We start from the raw sequence: 17,333 nt of genomic DNA, 5'->3' as shown, positions 1-17,333 counted from the left end.
GGAACGCGGTCCGAGACATCCTCCGGAACACCGTCGGGAGCAGGCCTGGAACACCTGTCCGGGTCGCGCGCCGGGGCCGGGCGCGCGACCGTGGGGCGCATGGCTCGTTCCGCGCTCCAAGCGGGCTTGAACTCGCGGTTCGCGGCGTGAGCGAGGGGCACCGTACGGGGTACGAGACGGGTGTGGACGCTCGTGTGCGTGAGCGATGGGGGACGGCGGGCCCGTGACAGCGGTCCGTCCGGTGCTCCGGCTCCTACGGGGCGAGGAGGTGGACATGCGGACCTGGGTTCATGGCTGGCGCTGGCAGCGCAATCCGCTGCGGCGCCGCTCGGACGTCGTGGAGGCGTGGACGGTGCTGGTCGTCTCCGTCCTGCTGTTCGTGGTGGTGCCCCTGGCCGGAGTGGCCGCGGGCCTGCGCGCGTACGACCAGGCCGGCTCGCTCGCCGCGGCGGCCCGTGCCGAACGGCACCAGGTGCGCGCCCGGATGATCGGCGAACCGCCGCGCCGGGTGTCCGCCGCGGAGGGCGACCACGAGCGCCCCTACCGCGCCCAGGTGCGCTGGACCGAACCCGGCAGGGGGACCCGGACGGCGTGGACCCGGGTGCCGGCGGGGACCCGGGCCGGCGACACGGTCTCCGTGTGGCTCGACACGCGGGGCCGAGACGTCGCCCCGCCGCCGCAGGACGCGGCGATCGTGCAGCATTCGGTGACCGTCGGCGTGTGCGCGGCGGGCGGCGCGGCCGCCGTCGTGCTCCTCGGGCACGCGATCGAGCGCCGGATCGCACTGCGGCACCGGATGGCGGAGTGGGAGCGCGAGTGGGCGCGCACCGGGCCGAAGTGGACCCAGCCCAGGACGTGACAGCGACCCGACCACTGTGTCCGGCCGACGCACCGGGATCATCCGGGAGCAAGCGCTTACTCATTGCGTGACCAGGCGTGTCCCCCATCAGGAAACCGTTGGGCATGCCCCCTTGGGCCTGGCCGGTCCTCCGATCATCCACGTACGGTGAGTCGACGCACTGTCCCTTCACCAAGGCGGTTGTTGATGGCCCTGTTCGACCTATCCCTCGACGAACTGCACGCGTACCGAAGCGAGTCCACCGAGCCCGAGGACTTCGACGCCTTCTGGGACAAGACCCTGGAGCAGGCGCGCGAGCACGAACTGGACGCCCGTTTCGAGCCGGTGGACCCCGGGCTGTCGACGGTCGAGGTGTACGACGTGACCTTCGCCGGGTTCGGCGGCCACCCCGTCAAGGGCTGGCTGCGGCTGCCGGCCGGTGCCACCGAACCCCTGCCGCTGATCGTGGAGTTCATCGGGTACGGCGGCGGGCGCGGGCTCCCGCACGAGAACCTGCTGTGGGCGTCGACGGGCCGCGCTCACTTCACGATGGACACCCGTGGCCAGGGCAGCGCCTGGGGCGCGGGCGGCGGTACGGCGGACCCGGTCGGCGCGGCACCGGCGTACCCGGGCTTCATGACCCGCGGCATCGACGCGCCCGAGAACTACTACTACCGGCGGGTGTTCACGGACGCCGTACGCGCGGTCGAGGCCGCCCGCTCGCACCCGCTGGCCGACGCCGCGCGCACGGTGGCGCTCGGTGCCAGCCAGGGCGGCGGCATCGCGCTGGCGGTCGGCGGCCTGGTCCCGGACCTGGTCGCGGTCGCGCCGGACGTGCCGTTCCTGTGCGACTTCCCGCGCGCGACGACGCTGACGGACCGTCACCCCTACCGGGAGATCGGCCAGTTCCTCAAGACGCACCGCGGCCGCTCGACCGAGGTGCAGCGCACCCTGTCGTACTTCGACGGTGTCCACTTCGCGGCCCGCGGCCGGGCGCCGGCACTGTTCTCCGCCGCCCTGGAGGACCAGACCTGCCCGCCGTCGACGGTGTTCGCCGCCTTCAACTCCTGGGCGCAGGAGGACAAGGCGATCGAGGTGTACGACTTCAACGACCACGAGGGCGGCGGGCCGTTCCACGAGGCGGCGAAGGTGCGCTGGCTGCGGTCGTACGCCTGACGGCGCGTCGTCCGTCTGACAGCGCGGGGCGGGTTTCGGCCGAACCGCCATGCCGCTCTCCCCTTGTGGTTTAGACCAATGCAATGATGGTCGCGCAATGAGCCCGCACGGCTACGTCTTGTCACCACAGGAGGGCGCGGCATGGCCCGCACCACCCCGCACGAACCCGAGCAGAGCCACGAACCCGCACGGCTCGACGACCGGCCCCTGTACGGGCGGATCGCGGCTCTGCTGCTCGACGAACTGCGCGCCGGCACCATTCCGCCCGGCGAACGGCTGCCCGGCGAACGGCACCTGGCCGCCCACTACCAGGTCAGCCGGGAGACCGTCCGGCAGGCGCTGGAGCTGCTGCGCCGGGGCGGTCTGGTCGCCACCGACCGGCGCGGCAGCCATGTCACGCTGCCCGGCCGGCCGGTCGAGGCGCCGGGAACCCCGGTCTTCCCGCTGGGCGCCCGCTCGGCGGACCCGTGTGCGGTCGACCGGGCCACGGTGACCTGGGAGGCGCCACCGCCGGAGCACGCGCGGGCGCTGGGCCTCACCCCACAGCGGCCGACGCTGGTGCACCGCTACCGGTCGGCCACCCCGGACGGGCGCTCGCTGCGCACCGCGGTGACGTCGTTCTCGGCGGTGGCACTGGCCGAGGTCGCGGAGCTGGCCCGCTACCGGGGCCGGGCCGACGGGGCCACCCCGGCGCAGCTGCGACGGGCCTACGACTGGATGCGCAGGGCCGGTCTGACCCTGCACCACCGGGACGCCATCAGCCAGGTAGGCGACGCCTCCTCGGTGCGGGTGACGCGTCGGGTGCACGACCAGTACGCCCGGCCGCTGGAGATCACCGACCTCGTCGTGAACGAACAGGACATGCTGGTCTACGAGTTCACGCTGCCCGCCGCGAGCTGAGGCCTGCGGGCCACCACCAGCCGGACCCGCGGGCCGCCGTCGCCGCGACGCCCGAACTCCGGCAGGGCCCACAGTTCGGTCACGAAGTCGGCCTCCCCCAACTCCCGTAGGACGTCGCCGAGTCGGAAGGACCGGTAGTACATGACGAACGGCGGCCGCCACAGGGCGTTGCGCACCCGCATCACCGTGTCGAAGCCGAGCAGCGCCCAGTAGCCGGAGCGCGTCGGGCGGGGCGGGGCGGGCACCGGGAAGGCGAACCGGCCGCCGGGCCGCAGGGCCGCGTGGACCCGGGCGAACAGCCCCGGCAGCTCGCTCGGCAGGAAGTGGCCGAACGCGCCGAAGGAGACCACGAGATCGAAGGCGGCCGCGAACGGCAGGGCACGGGCGTCGCCGCGCACCCAGGCGACCCCGGGCCCGCCGGCGGGCGGCCGTACCCGGTGCCGGGCCACGTCCAGCATGCCCGCGCTGAAGTCGACGCCGGTGACGCTCCGGTCGCACAGTCCGGTCAGCGCCTCCACGCCCGCACCCGTGCCGCAGCACAGGTCGAGCCCGTCCGCGAACGGGCCGAGCGGGGCGAGCGCCGTCGCGACGGACTCCAGCACCGCGTCCGGTGTCCGGAAGGGGGTGTGGTCGAACTTCGGGGCGAGCAGGTCGTAGCCCCGCTCGACGGACGACAGTGCCTGGACCGCGAGTTCGCGCAGGGTGGGGCCTTCGGGACCGAACATCGTCTCAGCCTAGGCTCACCCGCCGTGCGAGGACCGCGAGGGCCCGCTCGCACCAGCGCAGGTTCTCCTCCTCGAAGGAGATTCCGGCCATGAGGGTGAGGTACGGCCCGCCGCGCTCGGCGGTGCGCAGGTACTCCTCCTCGCCACGCCCGTCAGCAGGCGCTCGCGCACCCGCCGGTAGCGGTCGAGCTTTCCGCGCGCCCAGCCCCTGCGCTCCTCGATCAGCGCCCGGGTGACCTCGGGGTCGCCGCCGTCCATGGCCTGGATCGTGATGAGGAGCTCGTCGCGGACGGCCGTGGGCCGCTTCGGAGGCTCGGCGGCGAACGCGCTCAGCTCGGCCCGGCCGGTCGACGTGAGCGTGAACATCCCTTTGCTGGGTCGCTGTTCCTGCTGCACGGTGCGGGCCTCGACGAGACCGTCCTGCGCGAGGCGCTCCAGTTCCCGGTGGAGCTGCTGCGGGGTGGCGGGCCAGAAGTTCGCGAGCGAGACGTCGAACACCTTCGACAGCTCGGAGCCCGAGGCCTCGCCCTCCGGCAGGGCGGCCAGGACGGCGTACTTGAGCGGCATGTGGACAGGCTAGCAGTCGTTGATTAATATCATCCGCATCTATTCAATTAATTGATTATGCGAGGTGATCCGATGCGCGCGTTCCGCGAGGCGGTGGAGGCCGGGGACATCGACGCCGCCGTGGCGTTGCTGGCCGAGGACGTCGTCTTCAGCAGCCCGGTCGTCTTCAAGCCGTACCCGGGCAAGGCGATCACCGCGGCGATCCTGCGCACGGTCACCCAGGTCTTCGAGGACTTCCGGTACGTCCGCGAGATCGGCGCCCCGGACGGTGCCGACCACGCGCTGGTCTTCAGGGCCCGGGTGGGCGACCGCGAGCTGACCGGCTGCGACTTCATCCACGTGAACGAGGACGGTCTGATCGACGACTTCATGGTCATGGTCCGCCCGCTGTCCGGCGCCCATGCCCTCGCGGAGGCCATGGGGGCGCGGTTCGACCGGATCGTGAAGGAGGCGGAGGCGGAGGCACGGTCGGCGTGAGCACGCCCACGGCGGTCGCATCCTCGAAGGTCGGGACCATGTTCCCGCCCGTGCGCACGCCGTTGTAGAGGTCACCCTCGGGCGTCGGCGGCGGCGAGCCGGACGGGCAGGGTGCGCACGCTGTTGCCCACGAAGCCGGAGTGCGGCAGCAGATCGGCTTCGGCCGCGGCGACTTCGAGGCCGGGGAAGCGGGTGAACAGCCGCTCCAGCGCGATCGCGGCCTCCAGCCGGGCCAGCGGCGCGCCGAGGCAGTAGTGCGCGCCGTGCCCGAGGGAGAGATGGCGCACGGCGTCGGTCCGGGCGGGGCGGGTGACGTCGAAGCGGTCGGCGTCGGGACCGTGCGCGGCCGGGTCGCGGCCGGCGGCGGAGTAGCCGGCGAGGACGGGGGTGCCCGCGGGGATGCGGGTGCCGTCGACGGTGAGGTCCCGCACCGGATAGCGGAACGGGAAGTAGCTGACCGGCGCGTCCCAGCGCAGCGTCTCCTCCACCGCGTCCGCCCAGCGCGCCCTGCCCGCGCGCACGAGGTCGAGCTGGTCGCGATGGGCGCACAGGGCGCGTACGGCGTTGGTGACGAGGTTGAGGGTGGTCTCGTGTCCGGCGACGATCATCAGGACGAGGGTGCCGATCAGCTCTTGGTCACTGAGCCGGTCGCCGCCCTCGTCGCGGGCGGCGAGGAGCGCGCTGGTGAGGTCGTCGCCCGGGTGTGCCGCCTTCGCCGCCGCGATCCGGTCCAGTACGGCGACGAGTTCGCGGTTGGCGGCGATGGCCCGGGCGGGTGTGATGTCGGTGTCGACGACCTGGCTGCTGAGGTGGTGCAGCCGGTCGCGGAACTCGGCGTCCACGCCCAGGAGTTCGCTGATGACTGCCATCGGCAGCGGCAGGGCGAAGTGCCGCCGCAGATCGGCGACACCGTCACCGGCGTCGGCGGCGCGGGCGAGATCGTCGATCAGGAGTTCGGTCAACTCCTCGATGCGGGGCCGGAGTTCGGCAACCCTGCGTGGCGTGAAGGCCCGGCTGACCAGGGACCGCAGGCGGCGGTGGTCGTCGCCGTCCGCGGTGGTCATGCCCCGCACGGTCGCGAAGGTCAGCATCGGCCAGCCGGGGCCGATCCGGCCCTCCCGCAGGGCTGTGAAGTACCGTGCGTCCTTGGCGACTTCGGGGTGCTGGAGGAACTCCTTCAGCGCCTCGTGCCCGAGCACGGCCATCCCCTCGATGCCGCCGGGCAGTTCGACCGGGGCCACGGCTCCGTCGGCCAGCAGCCGCGCGTTGACGGCGTGCGGGCAGCCGCCGGAGGGGTCCAGACGGTGCGGGGGCCGGGCGGGAGGGGTCTCCACGGATTCTCCTGACGGTCGGGCGGGCCGGGAATGAACGCGGACGCCATCATGTTGACCGAAGCGGACGCACGGGTATAGTGCGATCAGCGCGTGTGCGTGTCCCGTCGTACGGACACCGATGTCGCGCACTTCTCCGCGAGCCCCTCGGCCATGGCGTTCGACCGGCCCGGGCTTCCTCTCAGCACCACCTCGTGACGAGGGCGTTTCCGCCGTACCCGAGGTGCCGTTCCCGCCGCCCGGAGGCATGCCGTACTCGCCGTACGCGCCTCCCGTTCGCGGCCTCTCCCCGTTCCCACGCTTTCTCTTCCGTCCGCGAAAGGACTCCGCACCATGACCACCACACTCGAACACCCTCCCGCGGCCGCGCAGGCCGCGGCCGCCCGGCTCGTCACCGGTGTCCTCGACATCGACGCGCAGGGGAAGGGGCACCTGCGGCCCGTGAACCTTCTGGCCACCCCCGCCGACCCCCAGGTCCCGGCGGCCCTGATCCGCCGCCACGGGCTGCGCAAGGGCGACCTCGTCGAGGGCGTCCGGGGCGAGAAGCGGGCGCTGACCGAGGTCTCGCGCGTCGAGGGCCGTGCCCCGGCGGACGTGCGCGAGCGGCGCCGTTTCCGCGACCTCACCCCGCTCCACCCGCACGACCGCATCCGCCTCGAACACCCCGCGTCCGGGCTGGCCGGCCGCGTCACCGATCTCCTCGCGCCGGTCGGCAAGGGCCAGCGGGGACTCGTCGTGGCCCCGCCGAAGACCGGCAAGACGGTGCTGCTCCAGCAGCTCGCCGCGGCCGTGGCCGGCAACCACCCGGAGTGCCGGCTGATGGTCCTGCTGCTGGACGAGCGGCCCGAGGAGGTCACCGAGATGCGCCGCTCGGTGCGCGGCGAGGTGTACGCCTCCACGTTCGACCGGAGCCCCAGGGAGCACATCGCGCTCGCCGAGCTGCTCGTCGAGCGGGCCAAGCGCCTGGTCGAGACCGGTGAGGACGTCGTCGTCCTGCTGGACTCGCTCACCCGGCTGTGCCGGGCCCACAACAACGCGTCCGCCGCCGGCGGGCGCACCCTGAGCGGCGGTGTCGACGCGGGCGCGCTGCTCGGTCCGAAGCGGTTCTTCGGCGCCGCCCGCCAGGCCGAGGAGGGCGGCTCGCTCACCATCCTCGCCACCGTGCTGGTGGACACCGGCTCACGTGCCGACCAGTACTACTTCGAGGAGCTGAAGAGCACCGGCAACATGGAGCTGCGGCTCGACCGGGAGGCGGCCGCCCGCCGCCACTTTCCCGCCGTCGACATCGACGCGACCGGCACCCGCCGCGAGGAACTCCTGCTCACCCCGGCCGAGTTGACGGCCACGCACGGTCTGCGCCGGGTGCTGCGCGGTCGCGAGGGCGGTCCGTCCGGCCTGGAGACCCTGCTGGAGCGGATGCGCGCCACACCGGACAACGCCGCGTTCCTGCGGCAGATCCGGCCCACCCTGCCCGTCGGCTGAACCCGCCCCGGGATGCCTCGTCCGGGTTGCTCGCATGGGCCGAACGGACCGCAGCGCGCGAGGAGCGGCAGCCCCATTCGTACGTTGATCTGTATGTTCAACGGACTTTCTCAACGGGCGGCCGTCACGGCCTGTGCCCTGTGCGTGGCGGGGGTCCTGACGCTCACACCGGCCGCGGCCTCCGCCCGGCACCATGCCGCGGCCCCCGTCCCGTCCCCCGGGGAGCCGGCCCCGGCCGGCCCGCGGGCGAGGACGCCCGGACCGTCCCTGCTCTACGGCTCCGGCACACAGGTCCGGCCGCACCGCGACGCGCCCGAGGTGCCGAACGTGTCGGCGCTGTCCTGGGTGGTGGCCGACGCCCGCACCGGGGACGTGCTGGCCGCGAGCGGCGCCCACCGCAGACTGCCGCCCGCCAGCACGCTGAAGACGCTGTTCGCCCTCACGGTGCTGCCGACACTGCCGAGCGGGATGCGGCACACCGTGCGGAACGAGGACCTGGCGGGCATCGGCGCGGGCAGCAGCATGGTCGGCATCAAGGAGGGCCAGACCTACCAGGTGGCCGACCTGTGGCGCGGAGTCTTCCTCCGCTCCGGCAACGACGCCGTCCACGTGCTCGCCTCGATGGCCGGCGGCTGGGACGCCACGGCCACGCGGATGCAGGCCAAGGCCCGCTCGCTCGGCGCCCTGGACACCCATGTCGTCTCCCCGGACGGCTACGACGCGGACGGCCAGGTGTCCTCGGCGTACGACCTCGCGGTCTTCGGCCGGGAGGGGCTGCGCAACCCCGACTTCGCCCGCTACTGCTCCACCGCCCAGGCCACGTTCCCCGCCGACGGCTGGTCGTTCGGGATCCAGAACACCAACCGCCTGCTGACCGGCGCGAACGGCGTGCAGCCGTACCGGGGCCTGATCGGCATCAAGAACGGCTACACCAGCAACGCGGGCAACACCCTGGTGGCCGCGGCCGACCGGGGCGGACGCACGCTCGTCGTCACCGTGATGAACCCTCAGGGCGGCGGCTTCACGGTGTACGACGAGGCCCGCGAACTGCTGGACTGGGGCTTCGACGCGGCCGGGCGGGTGGATCCGGTCGGCTCGCTGGACGGGTTGCGTGCCAGGTCCCGCCCGGCCAAGCCCCCGGCCGCACCGGTGGCCGCCGCCGCGTCGCAGGCACCGGGCGACGGCGTGGACTGGCCGCGCACGGCGGTCATCGCGGGGCTCTCCGGGCTCGGCGCGGGCGCCTTGACCCTGGCGCTGCAGCGGCGGGCCAGGAACAAGGCCGCGCGCCGCTGACCCGTCGGCAACCCGAGCAGCAGACCCAGCGTGATCCACGTGTAGGCGTTGCTGCCGAGGAAGCCGCCGACGCCCGAGGCACCGTCGTACCAGAGCCACACCACGCTCGTGCACAGCACCGCGTACAGGGCGCCCGCGATCCGCGGGCGCCCTGTACGGACCAGCACGGCGAAGGACGGCAGCAGCCACACCAGGTGGTGCACCCAGGTGATCGGGCTGACCAGGCAGGCCGCGGCCCCGGTGAGCGCGAAGGCCGCCGTCCAGTCGCCGGCCGTCACCGCCCGCCGGGTCCGCCAGGCCCACACGCACAGCGTCAGCAGGACGAGCGTCGCCCACAGCGGGCGGCCGGTCTCGCCGAGGCGGGCCAGCACGCCCTGGAGCGACTGGTTCGACACGTAGTCGAGCCGCCCCACCCGGCTGGTGTCCCACAGGGCCTCGGTCCAGTAGTAGTGGGACGCCCGCGGGTCGGCCCAGGCCGCGAGCGCGGTCGCCGCGGCGGCGACGGCTGTCGCGACAGCTGCCGCGCGGCGGCGCCCGGCGAGCAGCAGCAGGCCGATGAACAGGGCGGGCGTCAGCTTCACGGCGGCGGCCAGCCCGATCCCGGCACCGGCCCAGCGCCCCCGGCCGGTGGCCAGCAGCCAGCAGTCGGCGAGGACGAGGGCGAGGAGCACCAGGTTCACCTGGCCGAAGCTGAAGGTGTCCCGCAGCGGCTCGAACAGCGCGAGCAGACAGAGCAGCAGCGCCCAGCGGTACCAGCCGTGGCGTCGCCAGCCGGCACCGGCGAGGATCCGCAGGACCGCCGCCAGCGCGGTCAGGTTGATCAGGAGCGACAGCATGATCGCGGTGGTCCGGCCCAGCGGGGCCAGCGGCAGCATGGTGAGGGCGGCGAACGGCGGATAGGTGAAGCCGTACGCGGTGCCGGGCACGTGGTAGTCGTAGATGCGGCCGCCGTGGCGGACCCAGGTGTGCACGGTGCCGTAGTAGACGCGCAGGTCGAAGAAGTCGCGCAGCAGCGGCACGGTCGCGGTGAAGACGGTGACCGCCGCGGCGGTGGCGAGGACCAGGAGCAGCCGGCCCCCGCGGGTACGCGGCCCGATCGGACCGGTCAGCGCGCTCATGCGGTACGTCCCGGGGCCGGGGCCTGCGCCGCCTGGTGGGCCTGCCACAGCACGACGACGCCGAGGACCCCGCCGGAGACGGCGAGCACCAGCTGCCCCAGGTCCGCGGGGCCGCCGCTGGGCAGGACGGCGAGAGCGAGCACGCCGGCCAGGGCGGCGACCCGGTGCCGTACCGAGGTCTCGGGCGCGGCGGCGGCGATGAGGAACAGCCCCCACAGCAGGTACCAGGGGCGGATCGCCGGGCCGAAGACGGCGACGGTCAGCAGGCTCAGACCGAGCGCGTACACGGGCTTCAGGCGCAGCCGGAGCCATATCAGCGCCACTACCACGGCGGTGACCGCGAGGCCCAGCAGGTGCCAGGCCGGGACGGCGAGCGGGGCCAGACCGCTGCCGAGGTGGTGGAGCAGGGCGCCGGTGGCCCGGCCGAGCAGGCTCGTCAGGGCCCAGTTCTGCGGGGAGACCGGGGTGGCCAGCGCGCCGATCCAGCCGTAGCCGGTGCCGGCGACGGCCGTGGCGGCGACCGTCGTCGCGGCGGCGGCACCGGCCGTGGTCAGGACGGCGGGCAGCGGGCGGCGGCCGGAGCGGAGCTGGAGCGCGAGCACCGCGAGCAGGCCGAGCGCCGCCGGCGCCTTGACCAGGGCGGCCAGTGTGACGAGGGTGGCCGCGAGGACCCCGGCGGCCGGCCGGCGGCCGCGCGCGGCGACCAGGCCGAGCCCCAGCAGACCGAGCATCAGGGCGTCGTTGTGGGCGCCCGCCACCAGGTGCAGCAGGACCAGCGGGTTGAGGGCACCGAGCCAGAGGGCGGCGGCCGGGTCGGCGCCGCTGTGCCGGGCGAGCCGGGGCAGCGCGAGCGCCATGAGCGCCACGCCGAGCAGTGCGACCAGGCGCATGCCGAGCAGGCCCGCGGGCAGTTCGCCGCGGGTCAGCCCGGACAGCGCGGAGGCCAGCCCCAGGAAGGCGGGGCCGTAGGGGGCGCCGGTGTGCTGCCACATGGGCGCGACCTCGTCGGCGAGCGGGCCGCCGAGCTGCGCCGGGCCATGGGCGTAGACGTCCATGTGGGCGTCGACCATGGCGCCCTGCGCGAGATAGCTGTAGACGTCCCGGCTGAACAGCGGCGGCGCGAGCAGCAGCGGGGCCGTCCAGACCGCCAGGACGAGCAGCAGGGCGCGCGGGCTGGGCGGCCGGGGTCCGCGCACCAGGCGGCCGAGCAGCACCCAGGCCGCTATCAGCAGGACGACACCGAAGTACACGCCGACCAGCCCGAGCGCCGCCTGCGCCGAGGCGGGGGCCAGCAGATCCTGCACGGGCAGCGCACCGGCGGTCTCACCGCCCAACGCGAGGAAGGCGGTACCAGCCAGCCCGAGCAGCTGACAGCGGCGGAGATCGACGGGGAATACCATGGCCAACACCGAGTCAGCGTGTCGACGTCGGGTGGCCGGAAGACTACGGTCCCACCACCGGAGGGCGGCCCGGACGTGTCCGGCGTGTGAGGAACGGTGCCCCACCCCGCGCGGATCTCCCGAACCGAACCTCCCGAACCACTCAGAACACCGACAAACCAGTCAGCGTCGTGAAGCGGTCCAACGCCGCCACTCCGGCCACCGAGTTGCCGCGCTCGTCCAGGCCGGGGCTCCACACGCACAGCGTGCAGCGGCCCGGGACGACCGCGATGATGCCGCCGCCCACTCCGCTCTTGCCGGGCAGGCCCACGCGGTAGGCGAAGTCGCCGGCCGCGTCGTACGTCCCGCAGGTCAGCATGACCGCGTTGACCTGCTTGGCCTGGCTGCGGGTGAGCAGCCGGGTGCCGTCGGCGCGGATGCCGTGCCGGGCGAGGAAGCCGGTGGCGAGGGCCAGGTCGGCGCAGGAGGCGGCGACGGAGCACTGCCGGAAGTACTGGTCGAGCAGCACCGTCACATCGTTGTCGATGTTGCCGTAGGAGGCCATGAAGTGGGCGAGCGCGGCGTTGCGGTCACCGTAGGCGGTCTCGGATGCGGCGACCTCGTGGTCGAAGTCCAGTGCCGGGTTGCCGCTCTCGGCGCGCAGGAAGTCCAGGAGCTGTCCGGCGGCGTCCTCGGTACGGGTCTGGAGGCGGTCGGTGACGACGAGCGCGCCCGCGTTGATGAAGGGATTGCGCGGGATGCCGTTCTCGTACTCCAGCTGGACCAGGGAGTTGAACGGGTTGCCGGAGGGTTCGCGGCCCACGTGCTCCCAGAGTTCGTCGCCCTCGCGGGCCAGGTCGAGAGCGAGCGTGAAGACCTTGGTGATCGACTGCGTGGAGAACGGTTCGCGCCACTCCCCCACCCCGTACACGGTGCCGTCCAGCTCGGCGACGGCCATGCCGAAGCTGCGCGGATCGCGGGCGGCGAGAGCCGGGATGTAGTCGGCGGGACGGCCGCGGCCGGGGGTGTGGCCTATCTCCTCGGCGATGCGCTCCAGGACCGGCAGGAAGGTGTGGGACGACGTCGTTGTCATGATCGCCATTGTGCCTCCCGGCCGGTCCCGGAGCGTAATCGAGCGTGCGTTGCCGCAGGTCAGGCGACCGGTGCTCCGCTGCCCGCGAGAACCTCGGGGCGCAGCAGATCGGCCAGCCGCTCGGCGGGCAGCAGGCCCTTCTCCAGCACGAGTTCGGCCACGCCGCGGCCGGTGACGAGGGCCTCCTTGGCGATGTCGGTCGCCGCCGTGTAGCCGATGTGCGGGTTGAGCGCCGTGACCAGGCCGATGGAGTTCTCGACGCTCGCGCGCAGCCGCTCGGTGTTGGCGGTGATGCCGTTCACGCAGCGTTCGGCCAGCGTCAGGCAGGCGCTCTGGAGATGCGTGATCGACTCGGACAGCGAGTGCAGGATGATCGGCTCGAAGGCGTTGAGCTGGAGCTGTCCGGCCTCGGCGGCCATCGTGATGGCGACGTCGTTGCCGATCACCTCGAAGGCGACCTGGTTGACCACCTCGGGGATGACCGGGTTGACCTTGCCCGGCATGATCGACGAACCTGCCTGGACGGGCGGCAGGTTGATCTCGCCGAGGCCCGCGCGCGGTCCGGAGGAGAGCAGCCGCAGGTCGTTGCAGCTCTTGGACAGCTTGACCGCGATCCGCTTGAGCACGCCGGACATCTGGACGAAGGCACCGCAGTCCTGGGTGGCCTCGACCAGGTTGGCCGCGGTGACCAGCGGCAGCCCGGTGATCGCCGACAGGTGCCCGCGGGCGGCCTCGGCGTAGCCCGGGGACGCGTTGAGTCCCGTGCCGATGGCCGTGGCGCCGAGGTTGATCTCATGGATCAACTCGACGGCCTCGGCAAGACGGCTGCGGTCCTCCTCGATCATGACGGCATAGGCCGAGAACTCCTGGCCGAGCGTCATCGGCACGGCGTCCTGCAACTGTGTACGGCCCATCTTGAGCACGTCACGGAACTCGACGGCCTTACGGGCGAACGAGTCCTGCAGTACAGCCATGGCCTTGAGCAGTCCACGTACCGCGAACACCGTCGCTATCTTGACGGCGGTCGGGTAGACGTCATTGGTTGACTGCCCAAAGTTGACGTCCTCATTGGGGTGCAGATACGTGTACTGCCCCTTCTCGTGCCCGAGCAGCTCCAGCGCCCGGTTCGCCACGACCTCGTTGGCGTTCATGTTGGTCGACGTGCCGGCGCCGCCCTGGATGACGTCGACGACGAACTGGTCGTGCAGCGCGCCAGCCCGGATCTCCCGGCAGGCGGCGACGATCGCCTCGGCCTTCTCGGGCGCCAGCAGCCCCAGTTCCTGGTTGGCGAGCGCGGCGGCCTCCTTGACGGCGGCCAGGGCGTCGATCAGATGCGGGTACGCGGAGATCGGCGTACCGGTGATGGGGAAGTTCTCGATGGCCCGAAGGGTGTGCACACCCCAGTAGGCGTCGGCGGGTACGTCACGGTCGCCGAGCAGATCGTGCTCGCTGCGGGTGGCGGCGGTCATGAGGGTTCAGGTCCTCTGTTTCTGAGGGGGTGAGGGTGATCGGGGTTCAGCGACGGCGGACTACACACACGCGGGCTGCGAAACCGGGTCCAGTGCGCGGACAGCACGCACGCACCCCACCGGCTCCCCGCCGCCGAGCAGCGGTTCGCCCGCGAACTCGGTGAGCAGCCCGGGATCGACGCCCACGCGCGCGAGGGCCGCCGCGGCGACCGGGATCCGCGCCCGGTTCGCCCCGTCGGCGATCTTCACGGCGATGGCCCGGCCGTCGGGCAGCGCGGCGACCTGCACGCCCTCGAAGCCGTCCTTGGCGAGCAGCCCCGGCACGGCCCGCATCAGCGCGGCCACGTCACGGCCGGAGCCGGAGGCCATCTCGGCGTGCTCGCGCATCGCGTCGGCGACCTTGGCCTCCGGCGTGCCGGGCGCGGCCGAGGTGATCCGGGCGAGGGCGCGGGCGAGTCCGTGCAGGGAGATGGAGAACAGCGGCGCCCCGCAGCCGTCCACGGTGACGCGGGCGACGCGCTGGCCGGTCAGGTCCTCGACGATCTCCTGGATCGCCTGCTGGAGCGGGTGCGCCGGGTCGAGGTAGTCCTCCAGGGTCCAGCCGTTGAGCCGGGCGGTCCACAGCATGGCCGCGTGCTTGCCGGAGCAGTTCTGCGCGAGCCGGGAGGGCAGCCGGCCCTCGCGGACCCAGGCGTCCCGGACGACCGGGTCGAACGGCATGTCGGGGACGTTGCGCAGGTCGTCCTCGGTGAGTCCGGCGAGTTCGAGGATGCGCCGGGTGCCGGCGAGGTGGCGCTCCTCGCCGGAGTGGCTCGCGGCGGCCAGCGAGAGCAGGTCGCCGTCGAGCGGCAGCCCGGCCCGCAGCATGGCCACCGCCTGCAGCGGCTTGACGGCCGAGCGCGGGTAGAAGGCGGCCTCGATGTCGCCGAGCTGGAACTCCACCCGGCCGTCGGCGCCGAGGACGACGACGGAGCCGTAGTGGATGCCCTCGACGACCCCGCCGCGGACGAGGTGGGCGACGGGAGCGTGGAGGGGTTCGCGGACGACGGGTGCGTCGGCGGGGGAACTGCTGTACATCACTGCCTGTATCGGTGGGTCGGGGCGAGCCGGTTCGCGGGTCACGCGTCGGCGCCGGTGGACGAGCGCGCTATGCGGCCGCGGATGGCGTACCAGCCCGCGACCAACACTGCGACGATCAGCGGGAGGCACAGCACGGTGGTGCGTCCGGCGCCGCCGTCGGCGTACATGAGGACCAGGACGGAGACGAGGAACGCCAGCGTCACGATCTCGGTCCAGGGGGAGCCCGGCAGCCGGTAGGGCGGCCGGGTCAGCTCGCCCTTCTGGGTCTTCCGCCAGAAGAGCGCGTGACAGATCATGATCATGCCCCAGGTCGCGAGGATGCCGATCGCCGCGAAGTTGAGGACGATCTCGAACGCGTCGGCGGGGACGACGTAGTTGAGGCCCACGCCGAGGACACAGATACCGCTGGTGAGCAGGATCCCGCCGTACGGGACCTGGCTGCTGCTCATCTTCGCGGTGAACTTCGGCGCCGAGCCGCTCATGGCCATGGAGCGCAGGATGCGGCCGGTGGAGTACAGGCCGGAGTTGAGCGAGGACATGGCAGCGGTGAGGACGACGAGGTTCATCACGCCGCCGGCCGCCGGGACGCCGATGTGGGACAGGACCGTCACGAAGGGGCTCTCGCCGGACCTGTACACGTTCCAGGGCAGCAGCATCGAGAGCAGGACGACGGAGCCGACGTAGAACAGGCCCACGCGCCACATGATCGAGTTGATCGCCTTCGGCATGATCTTCTCGGGGTTCTCGGTCTCGCCGGCGGCCACGCCGACCAGTTCGACGGAGGCGTAGGCGAAGACGACGCCCTGGATGATCAGCAGCATCGGCAGCAGGCCGTTGGGGAAGATGCCGCCGTTGTCGGTGATCAGGGACGGGCCGGGCTGGTGGCCGTCGACCGGGTGCTGGGTGACCAGCAGGAAGATGCCGATGCACATGAAGATCACCAGCGCGCTGACCTTGACGATCGCGAACCAGAACTCCAGTTCGCCGAAGATCTTGACCGAGATCAGATTGACGGTCAACACAACGGCCAGGGCGATCAATGCGATCAACCATTGAGGGATGTCCGAGAACATGCCCCAGTAGTGGGTGTACGTGGCGACCGCGGTGATGTCGGCGATACCGGTGGTGGCCCAGTTCAGGAAGTACATCCAGCCGGCGGTGTACGCGCCCTTCTCCCCGAGGAACTCCCGGGCGTACGACACGAAGGCGCCGGAGGACGGGCGGTACAGGACGAGCTCGCCGAGAGCGCGCACGACCAGGAAGGCGAAGACGCCGCAGACGGCGTACGCGATGAACAGGGAGGGTCCGGCGTCGGCGAGCCTGCCGCCCGCGCCGAGGAAGAGGCCGGTGCCGATGGCTCCGCCGATGGCGATCATGTTGACGTGCCGGTGCTTCAGGCCTTTGCTGTAGCCGGCGTCTCCGGCGTCGACATGGCCGGACGAGGGGCGCGTCTCGTCTTTGAGGTGCTGCTCGCTCACGCCTCGGGTCCGCCTTCCGTGGGGAGGTCGTCCGTCCGCTGGGGACGCACGATGTCGGTGAGGGTCGTCTCGACGCGGTCCAGGTGGTGGCTCATCGCCTCCACCGCGTCGGGTTCGGAACCGTCGATCAGCGCTTCGACGATCTCCCGGTGCTCGCGGTTGGACTGCTCGCGGCGGCCGCCCAGCTCATTGAGGAAGGCCGACTGACGCGCCAGTGCGTCGCGGATCTCCTCGATGACCCGGCGGAAGACCGGGTTCTGCGCAGCCTCGGCCACGGCGAGGTGGAAGAGGGTGTCCATCGCGACCCACGCGGTGGTGTCCGTCTCCCGCTCCATGCGGTCGAGCAGGTGCGCCAAGTGGTCCAGGTTCTCGGGCGTGCGGCGCAGGGCCGCGTACCCGGCGACCGGGATCTCGATGTGCCGGCGCACCTCCAGCAGGTCGCTGGCCGCGTAGTCGCCGAAGGTGGGGTCCTCGACGGCGTTCGCGACGACGAAGGTGCCCTTGCCGGTCCGGGAGACCGTGAGGCCCATCGTCTGCAGGGCCCGCAGCGCCTCACGCAGCACGGGCCGCGACACCTCGAGGGTGCGGCACAGCTCGGCCTCGGAGGGGAGCTTGTCGCCGATGGCGTAGTCGCCGCGTTCGATGGCGCCGCGGAGGTGGCCGAGTACAGCTTCCATGGCGCTCACGCGCCGGGGGCTTTGACCACCTGTCTGGCTGTCTGACAGGTTCACGAGTGACGATCCTGCGGGTTGCCCGCAGATACTGTCAAGACATCCGGTAAGGAAACATTCACGGGGTGCGGGGTCGCGCTAAAATGCCAACCGCACCCCGCGGGTGTTAAACGTGTTAGGGGAGTCGGTGTGGCAGCCCCCGGGGACCACGCCCCGCACGCCCCCCCCGCACAAGAAAAAGGAGAAAAAACAACCG

At 72.4% G+C, this 17,333-nt stretch carries 14 protein-coding genes and 2 pseudogenes; 6 read left to right on the top strand and 10 right to left on the bottom strand.

What is annotated here, in order from left to right; translation table 11 throughout:
- Nucleotides 1-274: 274 nt before the first annotated feature.
- From ACZ4MF_RS24435 to ACZ4MF_RS24425, 3 genes are all read left to right on the top strand, one after another.
- Nucleotides 275-859 (top strand): Rv1733c family protein, encoded by a 585-nt coding sequence (locus ACZ4MF_RS24435; RefSeq protein ID WP_467494045.1) that lies wholly within the window; start codon nucleotides 275-277, stop codon nucleotides 857-859.
- A gap of 186 nt (nucleotides 860-1,045) precedes the next feature.
- On the top strand, nucleotides 1,046-2,014 hold the full coding sequence (locus ACZ4MF_RS24430) for an acetylxylan esterase (protein WP_467494044.1): 969 nt from the start codon (nucleotides 1,046-1,048) through the stop codon (nucleotides 2,012-2,014).
- Between the two features lie 141 nt (nucleotides 2,015-2,155).
- Nucleotides 2,156-2,914 (top strand): GntR family transcriptional regulator, encoded by a 759-nt coding sequence (locus tag ACZ4MF_RS24425; RefSeq protein WP_467494043.1) that lies wholly within the window; start codon nucleotides 2,156-2,158, stop codon nucleotides 2,912-2,914.
- Here the strand turns inward: ACZ4MF_RS24425 and ACZ4MF_RS24420 are convergent.
- Both ACZ4MF_RS24420 and ACZ4MF_RS24415 read right to left on the bottom strand, forming a co-directional pair.
- Entirely contained in the window at nucleotides 2,884-3,639 is a 756-nt protein-coding gene (locus ACZ4MF_RS24420) for a class I SAM-dependent methyltransferase (RefSeq protein WP_467494042.1), read from the bottom strand. The genes ACZ4MF_RS24425 and ACZ4MF_RS24420 overlap by 31 nt on opposite strands.
- Before the next feature lie 4 nt (nucleotides 3,640-3,643).
- Nucleotides 3,644-4,206: pseudogene (locus tag ACZ4MF_RS24415) on the bottom strand (PadR family transcriptional regulator).
- Between the two features lie 72 nt (nucleotides 4,207-4,278).
- Between ACZ4MF_RS24415 and ACZ4MF_RS24410 the strand changes: the two are divergent.
- Nucleotides 4,279-4,683 (top strand): nuclear transport factor 2 family protein, encoded by a 405-nt coding sequence (locus ACZ4MF_RS24410; protein ID WP_467494041.1) that lies wholly within the window; start codon nucleotides 4,279-4,281, stop codon nucleotides 4,681-4,683.
- A 71-nt stretch (nucleotides 4,684-4,754) separates the two neighbouring features.
- Here the strand turns inward: ACZ4MF_RS24410 and ACZ4MF_RS24405 are convergent, their stop codons facing one another.
- Entirely contained in the window at nucleotides 4,755-6,017 is a 1,263-nt protein-coding gene (locus ACZ4MF_RS24405) for a cytochrome P450 family protein (protein ID WP_467494040.1), read from the bottom strand.
- A gap of 330 nt (nucleotides 6,018-6,347) precedes the next feature.
- Here ACZ4MF_RS24405 and rho point away from each other — a divergent pair, with 330 nt between their 5' ends.
- Both rho and ACZ4MF_RS24395 read left to right on the top strand, forming a co-directional pair.
- A complete protein-coding gene (gene rho, locus ACZ4MF_RS24400) occupies nucleotides 6,348-7,496 on the top strand; it encodes a transcription termination factor Rho (RefSeq protein ID WP_467494039.1) in 1,149 nt (382 codons plus the stop codon).
- 12 nt (nucleotides 7,497-7,508) lie between these two features.
- Nucleotides 7,509-8,444: pseudogene (locus ACZ4MF_RS24395) on the top strand (D-alanyl-D-alanine carboxypeptidase family protein); the annotation flags it as partial.
- A 59-nt stretch (nucleotides 8,445-8,503) separates the two neighbouring features.
- On the opposite strand, the gene ACZ4MF_RS24390 reads toward ACZ4MF_RS24395, so the two are convergent.
- The 7 genes from ACZ4MF_RS24390 to ACZ4MF_RS24360 all read right to left on the bottom strand — a co-directional run bounded on the left by ACZ4MF_RS24390 (nucleotide 8,504) and on the right by ACZ4MF_RS24360 (nucleotide 17,083).
- Nucleotides 8,504-9,907: a glycosyltransferase family 87 protein gene (locus ACZ4MF_RS24390; protein ID WP_467494038.1), complete on the bottom strand. Its 1,404-nt coding sequence runs from the start codon at nucleotides 9,905-9,907 to the stop codon at nucleotides 8,504-8,506.
- Nucleotides 9,904-11,307, bottom strand: a complete 1,404-nt coding sequence (gene mptB, locus ACZ4MF_RS24385; protein WP_467494196.1) for a polyprenol phosphomannose-dependent alpha 1,6 mannosyltransferase MptB — start codon at nucleotides 11,305-11,307, stop codon at nucleotides 9,904-9,906. The genes ACZ4MF_RS24390 and mptB overlap by 4 nt, the downstream gene beginning before the upstream one ends.
- Before the next feature lie 142 nt (nucleotides 11,308-11,449).
- The gene (locus ACZ4MF_RS24380; RefSeq protein ID WP_467494036.1) at nucleotides 11,450-12,388 is read right to left on the bottom strand and encodes a glutaminase; all 939 of its coding nucleotides are present in this window, start codon (nucleotides 12,386-12,388) and stop codon (nucleotides 11,450-11,452) included.
- 50 nt (nucleotides 12,389-12,438) lie between these two features.
- Nucleotides 12,439-13,848, bottom strand: a complete 1,410-nt coding sequence (gene aspA / locus ACZ4MF_RS24375) for an aspartate ammonia-lyase (protein ID WP_467494035.1) — start codon at nucleotides 13,846-13,848, stop codon at nucleotides 12,439-12,441.
- A 60-nt stretch (nucleotides 13,849-13,908) separates the two neighbouring features.
- Nucleotides 13,909-14,925 (bottom strand): asparaginase, encoded by a 1,017-nt coding sequence (locus ACZ4MF_RS24370; RefSeq protein WP_467494034.1) that lies wholly within the window; start codon nucleotides 14,923-14,925, stop codon nucleotides 13,909-13,911.
- 41 nt (nucleotides 14,926-14,966) lie between these two features.
- Nucleotides 14,967-16,406, bottom strand: a complete 1,440-nt coding sequence (locus tag ACZ4MF_RS24365) for an amino acid permease (protein ID WP_467494033.1) — start codon at nucleotides 16,404-16,406, stop codon at nucleotides 14,967-14,969.
- Complete coding sequence (locus ACZ4MF_RS24360) at nucleotides 16,403-17,083, bottom strand: FadR/GntR family transcriptional regulator (protein WP_071374550.1); 681 nt, start codon at nucleotides 17,081-17,083, stop codon at nucleotides 16,403-16,405. The genes ACZ4MF_RS24365 and ACZ4MF_RS24360 overlap by 4 nt, the downstream gene beginning before the upstream one ends.
- Nucleotides 17,084-17,333: the final 250 nt, after the last annotated feature.

Source organism: Streptomyces sp. NPDC025793, assembly GCF_055558375.1.
Note: the sequence above shows the minus strand (reverse complement) of the source record. Positions and strands in the feature narration are given on the sequence as shown.

Bases quoted from the DNA above. Each gene is read 5' to 3' on its own strand.
- ACZ4MF_RS24380 (WP_467494036.1), bottom strand. From the start codon at position 12,388: ATGGCGATCATGACAACGACGTCGTCCCACACCTTCCTGCCGGTCCTG.
- ACZ4MF_RS24410 (WP_467494041.1), top strand. From the start codon at position 4,279: ATGCGCGCGTTCCGCGAGGCGGTGGAGGCCGGGGACATCGACGCCGCC.
- aspA (WP_467494035.1), bottom strand. From the start codon at position 13,848: ATGACCGCCGCCACCCGCAGCGAGCACGATCTGCTCGGCGACCGTGAC.
- ACZ4MF_RS24425 (WP_467494043.1), top strand. From the start codon at position 2,156: ATGGCCCGCACCACCCCGCACGAACCCGAGCAGAGCCACGAACCCGCA.
- ACZ4MF_RS24420 (WP_467494042.1), bottom strand. From the start codon at position 3,639: ATGTTCGGTCCCGAAGGCCCCACCCTGCGCGAACTCGCGGTCCAGGCA.
- mptB (WP_467494196.1), bottom strand. From the start codon at position 11,307: ATGGTATTCCCCGTCGATCTCCGCCGCTGTCAGCTGCTCGGGCTGGCT.
- rho (WP_467494039.1), top strand. From the start codon at position 6,348: ATGACCACCACACTCGAACACCCTCCCGCGGCCGCGCAGGCCGCGGCC.
- ACZ4MF_RS24430 (WP_467494044.1), top strand. From the start codon at position 1,046: ATGGCCCTGTTCGACCTATCCCTCGACGAACTGCACGCGTACCGAAGC.
- ACZ4MF_RS24390 (WP_467494038.1), bottom strand. From the start codon at position 9,907: ATGAGCGCGCTGACCGGTCCGATCGGGCCGCGTACCCGCGGGGGCCGG.
- ACZ4MF_RS24360 (WP_071374550.1), bottom strand. From the start codon at position 17,083: ATGGAAGCTGTACTCGGCCACCTCCGCGGCGCCATCGAACGCGGCGAC.
- ACZ4MF_RS24370 (WP_467494034.1), bottom strand. From the start codon at position 14,925: ATGTACAGCAGTTCCCCCGCCGACGCACCCGTCGTCCGCGAACCCCTC.
- ACZ4MF_RS24435 (WP_467494045.1), top strand. From the start codon at position 275: ATGCGGACCTGGGTTCATGGCTGGCGCTGGCAGCGCAATCCGCTGCGG.